Annotated in this window: 17 protein-coding genes, 1 tRNA gene and 2 riboswitches; of the genes, 15 read left to right on the top strand and 3 right to left on the bottom strand. The window is 38.6% G+C overall.

The genetic code is table 11. From position 1 onward, the window contains the following. Positions 1 to 80 precede the first annotated feature (80 nt). The 5 genes from ACFX4G_RS27765 to tsaD all read left to right on the top strand — a co-directional run bounded on the left by ACFX4G_RS27765 (position 81) and on the right by tsaD (position 3,019). Positions 81 to 156, top strand: a tRNA-Asp gene (locus ACFX4G_RS27765). A 220-nt stretch (positions 157 to 376) separates the two neighbouring features. Continuing rightward, on the top strand, positions 377 to 847 hold the full coding sequence (tsaE, locus tag ACFX4G_RS27760) for a tRNA (adenosine(37)-N6)-threonylcarbamoyltransferase complex ATPase subunit type 1 TsaE (protein WP_013081426.1): 471 nt from the start codon (positions 377 to 379) through the stop codon (positions 845 to 847). Beyond that, positions 844 to 1,542 carry a tRNA (adenosine(37)-N6)-threonylcarbamoyltransferase complex dimerization subunit type 1 TsaB gene (gene tsaB / locus ACFX4G_RS27755; RefSeq protein ID WP_043977179.1) on the top strand — a complete coding sequence of 233 codons (699 nt, stop codon included), beginning with the start codon at positions 844 to 846 and terminating at the stop codon, positions 1,540 to 1,542. The genes tsaE and tsaB overlap by 4 nt, the downstream gene beginning before the upstream one ends. A 14-nt stretch (positions 1,543 to 1,556) precedes the next feature. Further along, positions 1,557 to 2,006 carry a ribosomal protein S18-alanine N-acetyltransferase gene (gene rimI, locus ACFX4G_RS27750; protein ID WP_043977177.1) on the top strand — a complete coding sequence of 150 codons (450 nt, stop codon included), beginning with the start codon at positions 1,557 to 1,559 and terminating at the stop codon, positions 2,004 to 2,006. Further along, on the top strand, positions 2,003 to 3,019 hold the full coding sequence (gene tsaD, locus ACFX4G_RS27745; protein WP_377578294.1) for a tRNA (adenosine(37)-N6)-threonylcarbamoyltransferase complex transferase subunit TsaD: 1,017 nt from the start codon (positions 2,003 to 2,005) through the stop codon (positions 3,017 to 3,019). Before rimI ends, tsaD begins: the two co-directional genes overlap by 4 nt. A 254-nt stretch (positions 3,020 to 3,273) precedes the next feature. On the opposite strand, the gene ACFX4G_RS27740 is transcribed toward tsaD, so the two are convergent. Beyond that, positions 3,274 to 5,208 (bottom strand): ABC-F family ATP-binding cassette domain-containing protein, encoded by a 1,935-nt coding sequence (locus ACFX4G_RS27740; RefSeq protein ID WP_043977175.1) that lies wholly within the window; start codon positions 5,206 to 5,208, stop codon positions 3,274 to 3,276. A 458-nt stretch (positions 5,209 to 5,666) separates the two neighbouring features. Between ACFX4G_RS27740 and ACFX4G_RS27735 the strand changes: the two genes are divergently transcribed. From ACFX4G_RS27735 to tatC, 3 genes are read left to right on the top strand one after another with little or no spacing between them, the layout of a single operon-like run. Further along, entirely contained in the window at positions 5,667 to 6,305 is a 639-nt protein-coding gene (locus tag ACFX4G_RS27735; protein ID WP_377578291.1) for a redox-sensing transcriptional repressor Rex, read from the top strand. Between the two features lie 53 nt (positions 6,306 to 6,358). Next, a complete protein-coding gene (tatA, locus tag ACFX4G_RS27730) occupies positions 6,359 to 6,544 on the top strand; it encodes a twin-arginine translocase TatA/TatE family subunit (protein WP_013055022.1) in 186 nt (61 codons plus the stop codon). Between the two features lie 15 nt (positions 6,545 to 6,559). Next, positions 6,560 to 7,315, top strand: coding sequence for a twin-arginine translocase subunit TatC (tatC, locus tag ACFX4G_RS27725; protein ID WP_013055023.1), 756 nt, complete (start codon positions 6,560 to 6,562; stop codon positions 7,313 to 7,315). Positions 7,316 to 7,340: 25 nt separating this feature from the next. Here tatC and ACFX4G_RS27720 read toward each other — a convergent pair whose 3' ends face one another. Together ACFX4G_RS27720 and ACFX4G_RS27715 are read right to left on the bottom strand one after the other, a co-directional pair. Then, positions 7,341 to 7,568 carry a YdiK family protein gene (locus tag ACFX4G_RS27720; protein ID WP_043977171.1) on the bottom strand — a complete coding sequence of 76 codons (228 nt, stop codon included), beginning with the start codon at positions 7,566 to 7,568 and terminating at the stop codon, positions 7,341 to 7,343. Beyond that, the gene (locus tag ACFX4G_RS27715; protein WP_043977169.1) at positions 7,565 to 8,293 is read right to left on the bottom strand and encodes a CPBP family intramembrane glutamic endopeptidase; all 729 of its coding nucleotides are present in this window, start codon (positions 8,291 to 8,293) and stop codon (positions 7,565 to 7,567) included. The genes ACFX4G_RS27720 and ACFX4G_RS27715 overlap by 4 nt, the downstream gene beginning before the upstream one ends. Before the next feature lie 299 nt (positions 8,294 to 8,592). Here ACFX4G_RS27715 and groES point away from each other — a divergent pair, with 299 nt between their 5' ends. The 7 genes from groES to ACFX4G_RS27680 all read left to right on the top strand — a co-directional run bounded on the left by groES (position 8,593) and on the right by ACFX4G_RS27680 (position 18,526). Further along, positions 8,593 to 8,877 (top strand): co-chaperone GroES, encoded by a 285-nt coding sequence (gene groES, locus ACFX4G_RS27710; RefSeq protein WP_013055026.1) that lies wholly within the window; start codon positions 8,593 to 8,595, stop codon positions 8,875 to 8,877. Positions 8,878 to 8,944: 67 nt separating this feature from the next. Then, positions 8,945 to 10,576, top strand: coding sequence for a chaperonin GroEL (gene groL / locus ACFX4G_RS27705; RefSeq protein ID WP_013081432.1), 1,632 nt, complete (start codon positions 8,945 to 8,947; stop codon positions 10,574 to 10,576). Between the two features lie 158 nt (positions 10,577 to 10,734). Then, positions 10,735 to 11,685 carry an AAA family ATPase gene (locus ACFX4G_RS27700; protein ID WP_377578288.1) on the top strand — a complete coding sequence of 317 codons (951 nt, stop codon included), beginning with the start codon at positions 10,735 to 10,737 and terminating at the stop codon, positions 11,683 to 11,685. A 10-nt stretch (positions 11,686 to 11,695) separates the two neighbouring features. Continuing rightward, complete coding sequence (locus tag ACFX4G_RS27695) at positions 11,696 to 12,886, top strand: DUF58 domain-containing protein (RefSeq protein ID WP_162215158.1); 1,191 nt, start codon at positions 11,696 to 11,698, stop codon at positions 12,884 to 12,886. Continuing rightward, positions 12,883 to 15,075: a transglutaminase TgpA family protein gene (locus tag ACFX4G_RS27690; RefSeq protein WP_377578285.1), complete on the top strand. Its 2,193-nt coding sequence runs from the start codon at positions 12,883 to 12,885 to the stop codon at positions 15,073 to 15,075. The genes ACFX4G_RS27695 and ACFX4G_RS27690 overlap by 4 nt, the downstream gene beginning before the upstream one ends. Before the next feature lie 39 nt (positions 15,076 to 15,114). Beyond that, positions 15,115 to 15,216: riboswitch (purine riboswitch) on the top strand. A 122-nt stretch (positions 15,217 to 15,338) separates the two neighbouring features. Continuing rightward, positions 15,339 to 16,868, top strand: coding sequence for a glutamine-hydrolyzing GMP synthase (guaA, locus tag ACFX4G_RS27685; RefSeq protein WP_097825363.1), 1,530 nt, complete (start codon positions 15,339 to 15,341; stop codon positions 16,866 to 16,868). A gap of 97 nt (positions 16,869 to 16,965) precedes the next feature. Then, positions 16,966 to 17,067: riboswitch (purine riboswitch) on the top strand. 133 nt (positions 17,068 to 17,200) lie between these two features. Further along, positions 17,201 to 18,526 (top strand): NCS2 family permease, encoded by a 1,326-nt coding sequence (locus ACFX4G_RS27680; protein WP_034655329.1) that lies wholly within the window; start codon positions 17,201 to 17,203, stop codon positions 18,524 to 18,526. The last annotated feature ends 371 nt before the right edge of the window (positions 18,527 to 18,897 follow it).

Genomic DNA, 18,897 nt, shown 5'->3' with positions numbered 1-18,897 from the left:
GCGGGGTGGAGCAGTTCGGTAGCTCGTCGGGCTCATAACCCGAAGGTCGCAGGTTCAAATCCTGTCCCCGCAACCAACATGGTCCCGTGGTGTAGCGGTTAACATGCCTGCCTGTCACGCAGGAGATCGCGGGTTCGATTCCCGTCGGGACCGCCATGTTTTAGAAACGAAACAATGTGTTTCGTCTTTTTTATTGTTTGAACCATTTTTATATAAAACTTTACCGTCCTTAGGAGCAATCCTAAGGAATTTTTTATATACAAAGAAATTTCCTTATAGAATTGCGATGTTAAAGATTGTTGGATTTCTTACTGGATATGTATAGTCCACAACGTTTACAATATATATATACAGATTGAAATGAGGTTCTGAATGAATGACAGAGATTAACGAATTTACGTTTATGTCTACGTCTCCTGATGAAACTAATCAGCTGGCTGCTCGTCTAGCAACTTTATTAGAAGCTGGTGACGTGCTGCTGCTTGAAGGCGATTTGGGAGCTGGAAAGACAACATTCACAAAAAGTTTAGCTAAAGGATTAGGAATTGAACGCAATGTGAATAGCCCGACATTTACGATCATTAAAGAATACAAAAGCGGTCGCCTTCCTCTTTATCATATGGATGTGTACCGTCTAGGGGATGAATTTGAAGACCTAGGGTTCGATGAGTATTTTGAAGGAGATGGCGTGACGGTCGTGGAGTGGGCTCATCTGATTGAAGAGCAGCTTCCTAATGAATATATTCAAATCAATATTTACCATGAAAACGAAACGACTCGTAAAATCCTTGTAAAAGCGATAGGCAGTCGGTACGTTGAAATATGTAAGGAGCTTTTTAAAAGATGAAAATGTTAGCCATTGATACATCCAATTTTGTCATGGGTGTTGCTGTCGTTGAAGAAAACAAAGTAATTGGAGAAATTATTACGAATCTAAAAAAGAATCACTCCGTTCGTGTGATGAACGCTGTGGAATCTTTGTTAAAGGATTGTGATATTGCGCCAAGCGAGCTAGACCGTATTGTAGTGGCACATGGTCCCGGATCTTATACAGGTGTACGAATTGGCGTTACCATTGCCAAGACACTTGCTTGGACTTTAAATATTCCTTTAATAGGTGTATCTAGCCTTGAAGCACTAGCAGCAAACGGTCGCTATTTTGATGGGTATATTGCTCCGTTATTTGATGCGCGCCGTCAACAGCTTTATACAGGACTATATGAATGGAATAATGAACGAGGTCTTCTAGAAGTTGAAAGTGATCGACTTGTTATTAATAAGGACTGGGCGGAACATTTAAAGTCATACAACAAACCCATTTTATTCATAGGCAATGATCTTCCCATGCATGAAGAGGCGTTAAAAGAAGTGCTGGGTAAACAAGCTGTATTTGCCCATGTTCAGCAGTTTAATCCAAGACCAAGTGAATTGGCTTTTTTAGGAATGAAGAAAGAGCCGCAGTCTGTGCATACTTTTGTTCCGAACTACATTCGTTTAGCTGAAGCCGAAGCTAACTGGCTTGCTTCACAGCAAAAAGGATAAAAGAAGGTATAAACATGAAACTAACAATTAAGTTTCGTTTAATGGAAGTTAAAGATATTGATCAAGTAGTGAAAATCGAAGAGAAGTCTTTTACGACACCTTGGAGTTCAGAAGCGTTTCAAAATGAGTTAACCAATAATCAATTTTCAACTTACATTGTGATGGAAGAAGGAGAAAATATTATTGGGTATTGCGGAACGTGGATTGTTATTGACGAAGCACATGTAACCAACATTGCCCTATTGCCAGACTACCGAGGTAAGGGACTCGGTGAATTGCTGCTGCGCAACGTGATGGACGTTCTTCGAAAACTAGGTGCTGTGTCAATGACATTAGAAGTTAGGGTATCTAATCATATTGCACAATCATTGTATCAAAAGCTAGGTTTTAAACCTGGAGGTATTCGTAAGAATTATTATTCTGATAACAATGAGGATGCATTAGTTATGTGGGTGAATTTATGAGTGAAAATCAATTAATTTTAGCATTAGAAACAAGCTGTGATGAGACAGCAGCGGCCGTGATTCGAAACGGTCATGAAATTGTAGCCAATGTGGTGGCATCACAAATAGAAAGCCATAAACGATTTGGCGGTGTCGTACCGGAGATTGCATCTCGTCATCATGTGGAACAAATTACGGTAGTAGTTGAAGAAACTTTAAATCAAGCGAACTTGACGTTTGCAGATATTGATGCAATAGCTGTAACGGAAGGACCTGGGCTTGTGGGAGCACTTCTTATTGGCGTAAATGCAGCCAAAGCGCTAGCATTTGCACACCAAAAGCCATTAATTGGTGTTCATCATATTGCAGGACATATTTATGCAAATCAGCTAATCAAAAAATTAGAATTCCCGCTTTTATCGCTAGTTGTATCTGGAGGGCATACAGAGCTTGTATACATGGAAAGTCACGGTCAGTTTAAAGTGATTGGTGAAACGAGAGATGATGCGGCAGGAGAAGCCTACGATAAAGTAGCCCGCACGTTAAACCTTCCATATCCAGGCGGACCTCATATTGACCGCCTTGCACATGAAGGAGAGCCATTAATTGATTTGCCGCGTGCTTGGCTAGAAGAAGGATCCTATGATTTTAGTTTCAGTGGGTTAAAATCAGCAGTTATTAACACTGTCCACAACGCGAAGCAAAAAGGTGAAGAAATTCTTCCACAAACACTTGCTGCTAGCTTTCAAGCGAGTGTTATTGATGTGTTAGTAACTAAAACGGTTAAAGCTGCAAAGGAATATAAGGTTAAGCAAGTGTTAGTAGCAGGAGGAGTTGCTGCTAATAAAGGACTTAGAGCAGCGCTAGAAGAAGCATTTGCACCATTACCAAACATTGAGCTTATTATCCCGCCGCTATCTCTATGCACGGATAATGCCGCAATGATTGGAGCAGCGGCAAGTGTACGATTTGCTCAAGGAAAACGCTCAGATATGTCATTAAACGCAAACCCCGGTTTAGACTTGGAAGAGTAAGAGACGAATGAGATTTATTTCTCATTCGTCTTTTTTGTGGATAAAAATGATTTATCAACAATATTCAATAAATTTAGAATTGACTGTGGATAATTATGTGGAAAAGTCCGTGCACTCAGTACACGGACATGTTATCAACAAGTTTTAATTATGAAAATCAGACAGATATCCACTATTTATTCACAGAGTGGATAAAGCTTGTCCTAAAGCGCACGAACAAGTAAATAGGGTGAATAAATACGAAAAAATATAGGCTATTCTTCTAGAAGCAGCTGTAATTCTTCCCACTCTTCCATTAATGTGGATAACTGTGAAGAAATTTTTTCATTTTCACCGTTTAATCTTGATACTTCTTCGTGGTTTTGATAAATTTCAGGATTACAAAGAAGTTCTTCATTCTCCGCTTGTGCGGCTTCTAATTTGTTTACTTCAGTTTCAATTTCTTCAATTCGGCGCGTTCGCTGCCTCATCAATTTCTTTTGTTCTTTATCTTGTTTATAAGACTGTTTATCTACTTTTACCGTACGTTCTTCGTTGGCTTTTATATTTTCTAATTCTTTGATTTCCTCTATTTCTGCTTTCTTTTCTACATAATAGTCATAATCTCCAAGAAATTCTTCTACTCCTTCAGGAGATAGCTCTGCTATTTTGTTTGCAATACGATTAATAAAATAACGGTCATGTGAAACAAATAATAGAGTCCCTGGGTAATCAATTAACGCATTCTCGAGTACTTGTTTGCTATCTAAATCAAGATGGTTAGTAGGTTCATCCAAAATTAAGAAATTAGCTTTTTGAAGCATAAGCTTCGCAAGAGCCAAACGTGCTTTTTCACCACCGCTAAGCGTCGAAACGATTTTCAGTACATCATCACCTGAAAACAGAAAATTTCCAAGCGCTGTACGAATTTCTTTTTCAGGTTTGGATGGGTAGTCATCCCAAAGCTCATTTAAAACAGTTTTATTAGACGTTAAATTAGCTTGCTCTTGGTCGTAATAACCAACCATTACGTTTGAGCCAAAAGAAATGGTTCCAGTCTTGAAGCTTAGTTTATCCACAATACCTTTTAATAACGTAGATTTCCCAACTCCATTAGGACCAACCAACGCAAGGCTTTCACCTTTTTTAATCCGAAGGTTTGCGTCTTGGACGACATATTTGTTTTCATCATATCCGATGGACACGTTTTCGAGATTTAAGACTTCATTTCCGCTTTGACGCTCAATTTCAAACGAAAAACTAGCTGATTTTTCGCCTTCGTTAGGTCGATTTATTAACTCCATTCGATCGAGCTGCTTACGTCTGCTTTGCGCACGTTTTGTAGTCGATGCGCGGGCGATGTTTCGTTGAATAAAATCATTCAGTTTTGCGACTTCATCTTGCTGCTTTTCGTACTGACGCAACTCTTTTTCATATCGCTCTGCTTTTTGTACAAGGTATTTAGAGTAGTTGCCCGTGTACTTGACCGTTGTTTTTTGTGTGACTTCATACACTTGATTTACGACCTTATCAAGGAAGTAACGATCGTGTGAAACAATTAAAATAGCTCCTTCATACCCTTGCAAAAACTGTTCCAGCCATGCTAAAGTTTCAATATCTAAGTGGTTGGTAGGCTCATCCAGAATAAGCAAGTCTGGCTTTGTTAAAAGCAGTTTTGCAAGAGCCAAGCGCGTTTTTTGTCCACCGCTCAAGGAGGAAATAGGGGTGCTATAGTCAAAGTTTGAGAAACGGAAACCGTGAAGAATAGATCGTGTATCCGCTTCATATTGATAGCCGCCTAAATCTTTGAACGTTACTTGAAGCTGATCGTACTCTTTGGTTAGTTTTTCGTATTGAACTGAATCATTAAAAATGTCTGGATCGCCCATCTTCGTTTCAAGCGTACGTAATTCTTTTTCCATCTTCTTTAACGGAGCAAAGACTGTCATCATTTCTTCCCATATGGAGAGTGTTGACTCAAGAACTGTATCTTGTCCCATATAATCAATGGAAACACCTTTAGGTTTAATAATTTCTCCGCTGTCATAAGAAAGCTGCTCAGCAATAATTTTTAATAAAGTTGATTTACCTGCACCGTTTCGTCCCACTAGGGCAATGCGGTCTTTTGATTGTACTTCTAACTTTATATTCGATAAAATGGGTTCTGCCCCATAGTATTTTGTAATACCGTTCAATTGTAGAATAATCATTTTTTCACCTCTAGTAGTATATCCATAGTGTATTTTAACATATTTTCAACTACAAGTTCTTCCTACAAGCGTTTGTAATTTGTAGAGGGACAAGAACAAATGATGAAGCGAATGTTTTGATTCATGAAATAAAATGATTTTACCTGCACATTTTATACAGGATACTATGTTAAAATAAGAGATAAGTGCATCTCTGAACTTATATATGATGGATGTAGAAAATCCGTCATGACTAACAAACGGATCCTTTGAAGGGCTAATTGCTTCGTTCTAGCTACCGACTTTAAGTATTCCTGGATAGACAAAAGGCGTCGGGGTGTGAAGCGGAGTATATATAAAACAAGAGAAAAGAGAGAGAATTGGAAGCGCTACCTCAAGGCGGTTGAGGCTTTGTGAAAGGTAATGCAATATGACTTGAAAATGTTAGTAATGACATACATGAACTGAGGGGGTACAACGTGAACACTGAACAATTAAAAATACCACAAGCAACGGCTAAACGATTGCCGCTTTATTATCGTTTTTTAAAAAACTTGCATGCTTCTGGTAAACAGCGTGTTTCGTCAGCGGAGTTAAGTGAGGCAGTGAAAGTTGATTCTGCTACTATTCGCCGGGATTTTTCTTACTTTGGAGCATTAGGGAAAAAGGGATACGGCTACAATGTGAATTATTTACTTACATTTTTCCGTAAAACGTTAGACCAAGATGAAGTAACGAAAGTAGCACTGATTGGCGTAGGGAATCTGGGAACGGCCTTTTTAAATTATAATTTTATTAAAAATAATAACACCAAAATTGAGTGCGCTTTTGATGTGATAGAAGATAAAGTCGGTACAAAAGTAGGCGACGTGCCGGTTTATCACCTTGACCAATTGGAAGATTATATGAGTGATGATATCTCAGTGGCAATTTTAACCGTTCCTGCCCCTGTGGCTCAGCAAATTACCGATCGTTTAGTGAGTTGCGGAATTAAAGGGATTCTAAACTTCACTCCTGCACGCTTAAACGTACCGGATGAGATTCGACTGCATCATATTGATCTGGCTGTAGAATTACAGTCGCTTGTCTACTTTTTGAAAAATTATCCTGTTGAATAAGATGGACTGTGTTACGATTTCCTTAAGTCTAAATTAATAAGGAGAGTGGGAATATGGGGATTGGAGCAGGCAGTTGGATTATTATTGCGATTGTAGCACTGCTTATTTTTGGACCGAAACGGTTACCGGAGCTAGGAAGATCAGTCGGGCAAACGCTTAGAGAGTTTAAGCATGCCGCTAGCGGTGCCTCAGAAGATCGTGAAAAAGATAAACAGCGTCAAGTAGATGACAAAGAGTAAAAGGGTGATCATAGTATGACCGAACAAGAAATGTCAATATATGATCATATAGGAGAGCTGCGAAAGCGCATTTTAATTGTTTTATTTTTCTTTGTCATTGCCACAATTGGCGGCTTTTTTATAGCGGATAAGGTTATTGTCTATTTACAGCATGCTGATGAGGCAAAAAATTTAACGATGAATGCATTTAGGCTAACAGATCCAGTTAAGATTTATATGCAGTTTGCTGTTATTATCGGCTGTGTACTTGCAGCTCCTGTTGCACTGTATCAACTTTGGGCATTTATTAGTCCTGGTTTATATGAAAAAGAGCGTAAGGTAACGCTTGGATATATTCCTGTTTCCATTTTTCTCTTTATCGGCGGTGTCTCTTTTTCTTATTTTGTGTTGTTTCCATTTGTCGTCGATTTTATGACGCGCGTTTCTGATGAGCTGAATGTAAACCAAGTGATTGGCATTAATGAATACTTTTCTTTTTTAATGCAGCTCACACTGCCTTTTGGCCTGTTGTTTCAGCTTCCTGTTGTCGTCATGTTTTTGACGCGATTAGGAATTATCACGCCTATGTTTTTATCTCAAATTCGAAAGTATGCCTATTTCGTACTGCTAGTTATTGCCGCACTTATTACACCACCAGAATTGCTCTCGCACATGATGGTGACAGTGCCGCTCTTAATTTTGTATGAAATCAGCATCATTATTTCCCGCATTTCGTATCGCAAAGTGTTAAAGGCAAGGGCAGAGCAAGAAAGAGAAGATGTTAGTATGTAAAAAAACCACTGAAACAGTGGTTTTTTTATTTAGATGAATCATCTTGATTTTTATATTGCTGCTGCAACTTTTTAATTTTATAGTGCAAGATAAAAATGCGCACCGCAAATCTGAAATCGAACGCGGCTACGAGTGCAAATAAGATCGTGGGGAAATTCCACACGGTTTCCTGAGCATTTTGAATAGCCAGGTAGGTGAATAAAACCCCCATAATAATATAAATAAACCCTCGTGTTAAAGGGATATTCTTCATAAAAACATGCCTCCAAAAATAAACTGCATTTGTTCTGCTTGCTTTTGCATTTCTATAATTTTATCTGCAAAAATAGTTTGAGATAAAATAACGACTGTATTCATCAACACGTGAGCAATAATGGGTACAATAATTAGTTTTGTTCTTGCATAAAGGAATGCAAATACAAATCCCATGGCTGTATACACGAGCAAATGTTTAAAATCCCAGTGTACGGCAGCAAAAATAAGGGAACTAATAAATGCAGAGACAAAGAAATTATATCGTTTGTGAAGAGAGCCGAAAATAATCTTTCGAAAAATAATCTCTTCTAGAATTGGTCCAATAACAGACGTAACGACAATTAGGAACGGCGTTGCTTTAACAAGATTAACAATATTTTGTGTGTTTTCAGATACTTGGGTAATGCCAAGAGCGTGCTCAATCATACCTGCTACAGCTTGACCAGCCATAGCCAGGAACACCCCAAGGACTGACCAGACCACAGTTACCGTTGTTCCCGCATGTTCTATACGCATGGACATGTCACGGCGTAGCAGCAGTAAGACAATAAGTAAACCAAGGATAAAGCTAATGATGGTCCAATAAGTCAAAAGCATGACATTCGCTGTTCGAACTGGATATTGATCAAACATTCCTGTTAATTTTAACAGCGGTATACCAACAACTCCTGAAAACTGCATAAGGATGTAGGTGAGGATAACATACCAATAACGTTTTTCCAATCTTCTATACTCCTTTAAAAGGTTTTTATGTATATATGTCGAAGAAGTACTGTAAAGTTAGTAATTTCTTCTTGCTCGTATTGTAACATACATATTATTGAACAGAGAAAAGAATGCTTTATTTCTCAAAATCGTCGAAATCTAAAACTATTATATGTAGTTTTCGTAAATTTTAAATTTTTTTTGTTTAATACTTGCAAAAAAAACCCACTTTGTTTTAATATAATAATTGTGTTAGCACTCGTTGAGGTTGAGTGCTAATAAAAATGCAAACATATTATTTGAGGAGGTTGTTTCACTTGTTAAAGCCATTAGGTGATCGCGTAGTGATTGAACTTGTAAAATCTGAGGAAAAAACAGCAAGCGGTATCGTGTTACCGGACAGTGCAAAAGAAAAGCCACAAGAGGGTAAAATTGTTGCTGTTGGTACAGGCCGAGTATTAGAAAGCGGTGAGCGTGTAGCTTTAGAAGTAGCTGCGGGCGATCGTATCATCTTCTCAAAATATGCGGGTACTGAAGTGAAATACGAAGGTACTGAATACTTAATTTTACGCGAAAGCGATATTTTAGCTGTAATCGGCTAATGTTAACCACAAACTTATCATACGTAAAAAATAGATTATTAAGAACATCTTGAGGAGGTCAAAGAACATGGCAAAAGACATTAAATTTAGCGAAGAAGCACGTCGCGCAATGCTACGTGGTGTAGATACATTAGCAAATGCTGTAAAAGTAACGCTTGGACCAAAAGGTCGTAACGTTGTATTAGAAAAGAAATTCGGTTCACCGCTTATTACAAATGACGGTGTAACAATTGCAAAAGAAATCGAATTAGAAGACGCATTTGAAAATATGGGTGCTAAATTAGTAGCCGAAGTTGCTAGCAAAACAAACGACGTTGCTGGTGACGGTACAACTACTGCAACAGTTTTAGCGCAAGCAATGATCAGAGAAGGTCTTAAAAACGTAACGGCTGGTGCTAACCCAATGGGTATCCGTAAAGGTATGGAAAAAGCAGTAGCTGTAGCGGTTGAAGAACTAAAAGCAATCTCTAAACCAATTCAAGGTAAAGATTCAATTGCTCAAGTAGCGGCTATCTCAGCAGCTGACGAAGAAGTAGGTCAATTAATTGCTGAAGCAATGGAGCGCGTTGGTAACGACGGCGTTATCACACTTGAAGAATCAAAAGGTTTCACAACTGAATTAGAAGTGGTAGAAGGTATGCAGTTTGACCGTGGGTATGCATCTCCTTACATGGTAACTGATTCAGATAAAATGGAAGCTGTATTAGATGATCCATACATCTTAATCACAGACAAAAAAATCGGTAACATTCAAGAAATCTTACCGGTATTAGAGCAAGTTGTTCAACAAGGCAAGCCTCTATTAATCATCGCTGAAGACGTAGAAGGCGAAGCTTTAGCAACATTAGTTGTGAACAAACTTCGTGGTACATTCACAGCTGTAGCTGTTAAAGCTCCTGGTTTCGGTGATCGTCGTAAAGCAATGCTACAAGACGTTGCGATCTTAACAGGCGGAGAAGTAATCACTGAAGAGCTTGGTCTTGACTTAAAAACAGCAAGCATCGATCAATTAGGTCGCGCTTCTAAAATTGTCGTAACAAAAGAAAATACAACAGTTGTAAACGGTGCAGGAAACGCAGAAGATATCCTAGCACGCGTAAACCAAATCAAAGCTCAGCTTGAAGAAACAACTTCAGAGTTTGACCGTGAAAAATTACAAGAGCGCTTAGCGAAACTTGCTGGTGGCGTAGCTGTAATTAAAGTTGGTGCGGCAACTGAAACTGAGTTAAAAGAACGTAAATTACGTATTGAAGATGCATTAAACTCTACGCGTGCTGCGGTTGAAGAAGGTATCGTAGCTGGTGGTGGTACTGCATTAGTAAATATCTATAATAAAGTAGCGAGCATCGAAGCTGACGGTGACACTGCTACAGGTATCAACATCGTATTACGTGCGATTGAAGAGCCTGTACGTCAAATCGCTCACAACGCTGGTTTAGAAGGATCAGTAATCGTTGAGCGTTTAAAAGGCGAAGCAGTTGGAACTGGATTCAACGCTGCAACTGGCGAGTGGGTAAATATGCTAGACACTGGTATCGTTGACCCAACAAAAGTAACGCGTTCAGCTCTTCAAAATGCTTCTTCTGTAGCGGCTATGTTCTTAACAACTGAAGCAGTTGTTGCTGACAAGCCAGAAGAAGGCGGAGCACCTGCAATGCCTGACATGGGCGGCATGGGTGGAATGGGCGGCATGATGTAATCACTGCCCTAACTAAAAAAGCGACCAAGTGAGTACTTGGTCGCTTTTTTGCGTGCGTTAATATTTTCAGATTTTTTGAAAATTTGTTAAGATAGTACTATGTTTATTGAAAAACATACTAAACTCAAGGCTTAACTGAGTTTTAAGGGGGAGCTTTATTGATTCAGCTGGATCATATTAATAATAAATTAAATCGAGTATTAGAAAACATCGATCAAATTGTGATTGGAAAGCGTCAGGTATCTACGTTGAGTTTGGTTGCTTTGCTTGCAGAGGGGCATATTTTGCTTGAAGATGTGCCGGGTGTGGGGAAAACGATGCTCGTGAAGGCACTGGCCAAATCGATTGATGCAGAATTTAAACGAATTCAATTCACGCCCGATTTGCTGCCGTCCGATGTAACAGGTGTTTCTATTTACAGTCCAAAAGACATGGAATTTCATTTTCGTCCAGGTCCTATCATGAGCCATATTGTGCTCGCTGATGAGATTAACAGGACTTCTCCTAAAACACAATCGGCGCTTTTAGAAGCAATGGCTGAGCATCATGTAACAACCGATGGTATCACCCGGGAAATTCCAGCGCCTTTTTTTGTGATGGCTACTCAAAATCCTGTTGATTTTGATGGGACCTATCATTTGCCGGAAGCGCAGCTGGATCGATTTTTATTCAAATTAAGCATGGGGTATCCTACGCAGGAAGAGGAGCTTCAAATTTTAAACGGCGTATCGACTCAAGTCAATCTTGAGGATGTCAAACCCGTCATGAGCATTCCAGAATTAGTACAGGCTCAAAAAACTGTAAGCAGTATTTATGTAGATGATGCGATCAAGCACTATATCATCGAAATCATTCGCAAAACGCGCTCTCATCCACATGTTTCGTTAGGTATCAGTCCTCGTGGAACGGTTTCCTTTATGAAGGCCGTTCAAGCATATGCTTTAGTGAAGGGAAGAGATTACTGTCTTCCTGATGATGTTCAAGAGCTTGCTTCGTATGTGTGTGCACATCGATTAATGCTAAGATCTGATACCCAGTACAGCGGCTTAACAGCGGATGATGTGATGAAGCAAATTATGGCTGATACGAAAGTACCTGTTAAAAGGTAAGAGGTACTTTATGAAACAGTATATAAAAGTGATATGGAATAAATGTAGGGACTGGTTCGTTTTATTCTGCATCTTTGCTGCTACGTTTTCGTACGCGATGTTTCAAGGGGGCTTTGTCAGCTGGTTTTTATTTTATAGCTTCTTACCTTTTGGATTATATGCGGCAGCCGTTTTGCTTTATCCGTTAAAGAAGTGGAATGTTACTCGTGATGTGAAGCTACAGCCTCGATTCGCTGGAGATCATCTTTCGTATGACATTCATATTACACGCTCCTCGGGTTTTCCTGTTTATATGGCAGCAGTGAAAGAGGAGAGTAACCTTTTAGATCAAGAAGAAAGAACAATTTATCCGCTTTTTCAACGAAACGCTGTTATTCCGTATGAAAGATCGTTTGTAGAAAGAGGAGAATATGAATTTTTTACGATTTCGATTGAATTGAGTGATTTATTAGGAATTGTAAAAAAGAAGGCATATTATCCGCTGCAGCAGCGGTTTATCGTGTATCCTCAAATCCATGAGATAGATATCCCGTTTCTTTTAGCGGGAATAGAAGAAGGAAAAAATGAAGTTTCCGCTGGAAATCAATCTACTACGTTAGTGACAGGCATTAGAGAATACCAGCCGGGTGACCGATTAGGATCTATCGATTGGAAGGCGACGGCTCGTAAAGCTACGTTGATTTCTAAAGAGTTTGGTCATTATCATGAACGGAGTATGATTATCATTGCAGATGTTATAAGCTCTCTATACTTTGAAGAACGAATGAGCTTTCTCGCATCCATGCTCATTCATGAAGAAACCAAGCGTAAAAAAATCGATTTTCTTTTAGCTGGAGATGCACTTTTTTCACCAAAAACCTCTGAACAAAGTGAGACTGGTAACCTGTTGTATCACTTAGCGCGTGCACAGCCTGTTAACAACCGAGCGTTCGAAACAGAATTTAAGAGTATTGCCATTCAAAAGCAGCATTCTTTTATGGTCATTGTCAGTCAAGTTACAGGGACTCTCATTGGGCAGGTTCAATCTAAGCTGAGTCTGCATGCTAAGGCATCAATAATTGTCGTTAAAGATGAAGGAGCAGGGCTTAGTGACGAAGAGACGGTTATTGTAAATGGAATACAATCTTCTGCTTTAACGATTGAAGTTGTTAATATTCCTCTTCCTCTATCATCTAAAGGAAGTGAGGGCGGAAATAAGTGAATAAATCAGCTTTGTATGTAAAAAACATCTTATTGTACGCGGGAGCATTCTTTTTATTAGTGGAATGGCTTCTTCCTTTAAATGAAGTGACGGATACCAATCAAATTCAGTACTTTATCTTGTTTGTTGCTTACTGTTTTTTGTGTTTAACGTTTCGCTTGCCGTTTATCGTGATGACGTTAGGGAGTATATTGTTTATTTTGTTTTCGCTTCACAATCTCTATTTCCAAGGAGCCTTCTTTTCTTCAGACTGGCTTCCGAGACTTTTGGAGATTCTTCAGTCAGATGCGCAAAGTATCATGCAGTGGAATATAGCGAATTTATCATTTGAAATGAGGAGCACTTTATTTTTTGTGCTGCTTTGGATTATGGCTTATTTAATTCAATATTGGATCTTTTATCAAAAAAGAATTTTCTTCTTTTTCTTCTTAACCATTTTGTATATTACCGTGTTGGATACCTTTTCTACTTACGATGCGGGAGCTGCTATTATTCGCGTGACGATTATCGGATTTTTATTAGTAGCCATGCTTCGCATAAATCCTGAACGTATAAAAGCTGCGAGCACTGAGCGTTTAGAAAATAGAAAACGATCGTTTCTTTTTCTAGGCAGCTTTTTAGCTATCGTCATTGTGCTGGCTTATCTCGCTCCTAAACCAGGGCCGCAGTGGCCAGATCCCGTACCTTTTATCACAGCGCATACAACAAATCAAGGACAGGGAGAATCTGCAAACGGTCAACGAATTGGCTATGATATGGACGATTCTAAATTGGGGGGATCGTTTGTCAATGATGATACGGTTGTATTTACAGCCAAAGTAGAGGATGAGCACTATTGGCGTATTGAAACGAAGGATGTTTATACAGGCAAGGGGTGGGAGCTGTCTAAAGAGGAAGAAAAAGTGCCCTTTAAAGGAAATGAAAACTTACTCCCTCAATATGACTCAAGTGTAGCAGGACAAGTAAGAAAAGCAGAAGTTACCTATTCGCAGCCTTCTGTTCATCTTATGCATGTTCCTCAACTGCTGTCGCTAACCTTAAAAAATGGCATTCAAACCGATGTTACACCGACAAATGAAAAATTATATCCTTATCAAAATGACAAGCTTGTTACTGTTCAATCGTATGAGATGACGTATAAATATCTTGTATTTGATATTGGACTTCTTCAGCAAGCAGAGGAAAAAAAGGCAGAGAGTTTAGAGAATAATAACGAATTTATAGCAAGGTATACACAACTTCCTGCTAACTTGCCGAAACGAGTAAAGAATTTAGCTCGTGAGGTAACAAAAAATAAGAACAATCGTTATGAAAAAGCGAAAGCCGTTGAAGAATACTTTCGATCAAATCCATATGTATATGATACTGAAAATGTTCCAATTCCTACGAAAAATAAAGATTATGTGGATCAATTTTTATTTGATACAAAAAGAGGGTACTGTGATAACTTCTCTACTTCTATGGTTGTGCTGCTTCGTTCATTAGATATTCCTGCTCGGTGGGTAAAGGGCTATACAGAAGGTGATGCCACCGTCATTTCAGGAAGTAGTAAGTGGACAACCTATGAAATCACACAAAATAATGCTCATTCTTGGGTCGAAGTCTATTTTCCAGGAGCGGGTTGGGTACCTTTTGAACCAACAAAAAGTTTTTCTAATCCTTATGATTTTGTAGATAGCCAACCTAACAACTCTAGTGAAAATAGTCAAAGGGAAGAAGAGAAACAAGAAACGCAAGTGAAGAAGCAGCCTAAGGAAAAAGAGCTTCCGGCACAAGAAGAAAAAGCGAAAGAAAAAACAGCTTCTCTTCAAAATGCTAAGTTGTCTATGAAGTGGAAAGTACTTTTCTGCGGACTGATTGTAGTTATGTTAATAGTAATATATCTCAATCGATTTAAATGGTTTTTACCTTTTTATATCTCTTTTTATAAAAAGAAAGAGAGTGTGGAAACCTTTGAATCAGCGTATGCTTTTTTACTTAAAAGACTCGCTGCAAATGGACTAAAGCGGCAAGAAAGTCAGACGCTGCGCGACTTTGCAGGAGAAGTAGACGAAAAATTAAATACGGTAAATATGCTGCAATTAACGGAAAAATATGAGCGGGTTTTGTATCGAAATGCAGATTCCATAAAAGAATGGAAAGAGTCGATTGAATTGTGGGAAAATTTAATCAAAAAAACGAGTTCTTGACCATTGTTTCGCGGATTGATAGAATATTCTCGAACTTACTATAAATGTTTCGTATACCTTCATATATCCTCGATAATATGGTTCGAGAGTCTCTACCGGGTCACCTTAAACGATCTGACTATGAAGGCAGAACAGTCTATTTGACGATAAACGTCGTGCTCAACTAGACTTCTGCCTTTGTTTTTTGAGGGAGAAGTCTAGTTTTTTTATATTTTAGGGCATAATAACAAGTGATTATTTACACATTCGGAGAGGTGAACAAGATGGAAGGCATGATTGTTGTATTAGATTTTGGTAGTCAATATAACCAACTGATTACGCGTCGCATTCGCGAGTTCGGAGTATATAGTGAATTGCATCCGCACACAATTACAGCAGAAGAGATTAAAGCATTAAATCCAAAGGGAATTATTTTCTCTGGAGGCCCAAACAGTGTGTACGGTGAAAACGCATTTCACTGCGATGAAAACATTTTTGAATTAGATATTCCTGTTTTAGGTATTTGTTATGGAATGCAATTAATGACTCATCATTTTGGCGGGAAGGTAGAAGGTGCTAGCCATCGTGAATATGGTAAAGCAGCGATTAACGTACAAAACGATTCATTAATGTACCATGAGTTGCCAAAAGAACAAGTTGTTTGGATGAGTCACGGTGATTTAGTTGTAGAAACACCAGCTGGTTTTGAAGTGGACGCAACTAGCCCATCTTGTCCAATTGCCGCAATGAGTAACAAAGATAAGAATATGTACGGAGTGCAGTTCCATCCAGAAGTTCGCCATTCAGTGCATGGTAACCATATCTTAAAGAACTTCGTGTTTGAAGTATGTCATGCTGAAGCAAACTGGTCAATCGAGAACTTCATTGAAGTTGAAATGGATAAAATCCGTGAAACAGTTGGAGATAGAAAAGTACTTTGCGCACTTAGCGGTGGAGTAGACTCTTCAGTAGTAGCTGTGTTAATTCACAAAGCAATTGGTGATCAGTTAACATGTATGTTCGTAGATCACGGTTTATTACGTAAAGGTGAAGCGGAAAGCGTAATGGAAACATTTAGCGAAGGCTTTAATATGAACGTAATTAAAATCGATGCAAAAGATCGATTCTTAGAAAAATTAAACGGCGTATCAGATCCTGAACAAAAGCGTAAAATCATCGGTAATGAATTTATTTATGTATTCGATGACGAAGCTGCTAAATTAAAAGGGTTTGATTTCCTAGCTCAAGGTACGCTATACACAGATATTATCGAGAGTGGGACAGCTACAGCTCAAACGATCAAATCTCACCACAATGTAGGTGGATTACCGGAAGATATGCAGTTCAAACTAATCGAACCGTTAAACACGCTATTCAAAGATGAAGTACGTGCATTAGGTTCTGAATTAGGTATCCCTGATAACATCGTTTGGCGTCAACCTTTCCCAGGACCAGGTCTAGGTATTCGTGTACTTGGTGCAATTACGGAAGAGAAGTTAGAAATTGTACGTGAGTCAGATGCTATTTTACGTGAAGAGATTGCAAAAGCTGACTTAGAGCGCGATATCTGGCAATACTTTACGGTTCTTCCTGACATCCGCAGTGTAGGTGTAATGGGAGATGCTCGTACGTATGATTACACAATCGGTATTCGTGCTGTTACATCAATTGATGGTATGACTTCTGACTGGGCGCGTATTCCTTGGGATGTGCTTGAAGTTATCTCAACGCGTATTGTAAACGAAGTTAAGCATATTAACCGCGTAGTATATGATATTACAAGTAAGCCACCTGCAACAATTGAATGGGAATAATATGTAAGAAAACCGAACAAACGAACATTCTTTTATAAGAATGTTCGTTTTTTGTTGACTTTTTTTAAAAGTTAATGGTAGGATAGTAACATAAAATAGCGAGATATAGCTTTAATGTCGTATAATCTTGGGGATAAGGCCCAAAAGTTTCTACCGAGCTACCGTAAATGGCTTGACTACGAGAAAGTAATACATGTATGTGTAAAAATCTTTTGTATTTTTGGCTCATACATTTCTCTTTTAGTCGATCTTATGCCTTTACGCGCCTAGTGTAGAGGCATTTTTTATGGCTTGCCTAAGTGCATGCGGCTTCTATAAAGGGAGGAAAAAACGTGAAGAAGTATTTTCGTTTTGAAGAGCTGGGTACTAGCTATCGAAAAGAGTTTATAGCTGGCCTTACAACTTTTCTATCTATGGCTTACATTTTATTTGTTAATCCATCTGTGCTATCACTAAGTGATGTAAAGGATCTGCCTGACAGTATGAGAATGGACCAAGGGGCTGTGTTTACAGCTACTGCTTTAGCGGCAGCTTTGGGATCAATTGTTATGGGAGTGCTTGGTAGATATCCAATTTCATTAGCCCCAGGTATGGGATTAAACGCATTTTTTGCTTATACAGTTGTTCTGACAATGGGAATTCCATGGCAGACGGCTTTAACGGGTGTTATGATATCAGGTGTTATTTTTATTCTTTTAACATTAACAAGCCTGCGAGAAAAAATTATTAATTCTATTCCTATTGAATTAAAAATGGCTGTTGGAGCAGGTATTGGTTTATTTATTAGTTTTATTGGTATGAAAGGTGCCGGAATCATCGTCAAAGATGATGCCACATTTGTTGGACTGGGTGATTTAACTAACCCAACAACGTTACTTGCGGTTTTTGGCATTGTCATTACTATTGTATTAATGGTGCTTCGAGTAAATGCAGCTGTATTTATCGGTATGATTGTAACAGCTGTAGCGGGTATGGCTTTTGGTTTAATTGATACACCTAAAGCAGTTGTTTCATCAGTTCCTAGTCTTGACCCGACGTTTGGGGCAGCTTTTCAAAATATCGGTGATATCTTTACCGTAAAGATGCTAGTCGTCATTTTAACTTTCTTATTTGTTGATTTCTTCGATACAGCAGGTACGATGGTTGCTGTAGCGAGTCAAGCTGGGCTTATGAAAGATAATAAGCTTCCGCGAGCGGGCAGAGCGTTATTGGCAGATTCTAGTGCGATTGTAGTTGGTGCTGTTCTTGGTACCTCATCAACAACAGCTTATGTAGAGTCTACGGCTGGAGTAGCAGCGGGCGGACGTTCAGGGTTTACTGCAATCGTAACGGCGGCGTTTTTCTTAATTGCACTGTTCTTTTCTCCATTGTTAGCGGTCGTGACACCAGCTGTTACTGCGCCGGCTTTAATTACGGTAGGAGCTCTGATGGTGTCAAATTTAGGGGAAATTAATTGGAAAGAGTTCGAAGTAGCAGTTCCTGCATTTTTCACGGTAATTATGATGCCATTAACATACAGTATTGCAACAGGTATTGCGGTTGGTTTTATCTTTTATCCTATTACAATGTTATGCAGCAAGCGTGGAAAAGAAGTTCATCCAATTATGTATGCTCTCTGTATCATCTTCATACTCTATTTTGCATTCTTAGCAGAATAGTTTAAATAAAAAAGCTCAGTTTAATGACTGGGCTTTTTTTTTATGGTAAGATAAGAAAACTGCATAGCGGCTAGATTGCTATTGTAATAGAGAGTATTCAATCATTTTACTGAAGGTTTACTTCATTAACTTTTTTATTCATAAAGTTTTTTAGAAAAACGATTGACTCTATATATTATATATGGTAAATTATTAAATGTCGCTGATGAACAGCGCAGTTGAGAGAAACATCTTAAAAAAAGATGTTGACATCAAAATGGTAGAATGTTATACTAATAAAGTTGCTTCAGAGCAACGGTTGAACTTTGAAAACTGAACAAAGCGACAAACGTCAACGTTAATTTTTATTTTTTAAATTGAGCAAGTCAAAC

Origin of the sequence: Priestia sp. YIM B13486, assembly GCF_042787865.1 — a bacterium.
Taxonomy (GTDB): Bacteria; Bacillota; Bacilli; order Bacillales; family Bacillaceae_H; genus Priestia; species Priestia megaterium.
Note: the sequence above shows the minus strand (reverse complement) of the source record. Positions and strands in the feature narration are given on the sequence as shown.

Excerpts from the sequence above, each read along its gene's own strand:
- tsaE (WP_013081426.1), top strand. The coding sequence starts at position 377 with ATGACAGAGATTAACGAATTTACGTTTATGTCTACGTCTCCTGATGAA.
- tsaB (WP_043977179.1), top strand. The coding sequence starts at position 844 with ATGAAAATGTTAGCCATTGATACATCCAATTTTGTCATGGGTGTTGCT.
- rimI (WP_043977177.1), top strand. The coding sequence starts at position 1,557 with ATGAAACTAACAATTAAGTTTCGTTTAATGGAAGTTAAAGATATTGAT.
- tsaD (WP_377578294.1), top strand. The coding sequence starts at position 2,003 with ATGAGTGAAAATCAATTAATTTTAGCATTAGAAACAAGCTGTGATGAG.
- ACFX4G_RS27740 (WP_043977175.1), bottom strand. The coding sequence starts at position 5,208 with ATGATTATTCTACAATTGAACGGTATTACAAAATACTATGGGGCAGAA.
- tatA (WP_013055022.1), top strand. The coding sequence starts at position 6,359 with ATGGGGATTGGAGCAGGCAGTTGGATTATTATTGCGATTGTAGCACTG.
- tatC (WP_013055023.1), top strand. The coding sequence starts at position 6,560 with ATGACCGAACAAGAAATGTCAATATATGATCATATAGGAGAGCTGCGA.
- ACFX4G_RS27720 (WP_043977171.1), bottom strand. The coding sequence starts at position 7,568 with ATGAAGAATATCCCTTTAACACGAGGGTTTATTTATATTATTATGGGG.
- groL (WP_013081432.1), top strand. The coding sequence starts at position 8,945 with ATGGCAAAAGACATTAAATTTAGCGAAGAAGCACGTCGCGCAATGCTA.
- ACFX4G_RS27695 (WP_162215158.1), top strand. The coding sequence starts at position 11,696 with ATGAAACAGTATATAAAAGTGATATGGAATAAATGTAGGGACTGGTTC.
- guaA (WP_097825363.1), top strand. The coding sequence starts at position 15,339 with ATGGAAGGCATGATTGTTGTATTAGATTTTGGTAGTCAATATAACCAA.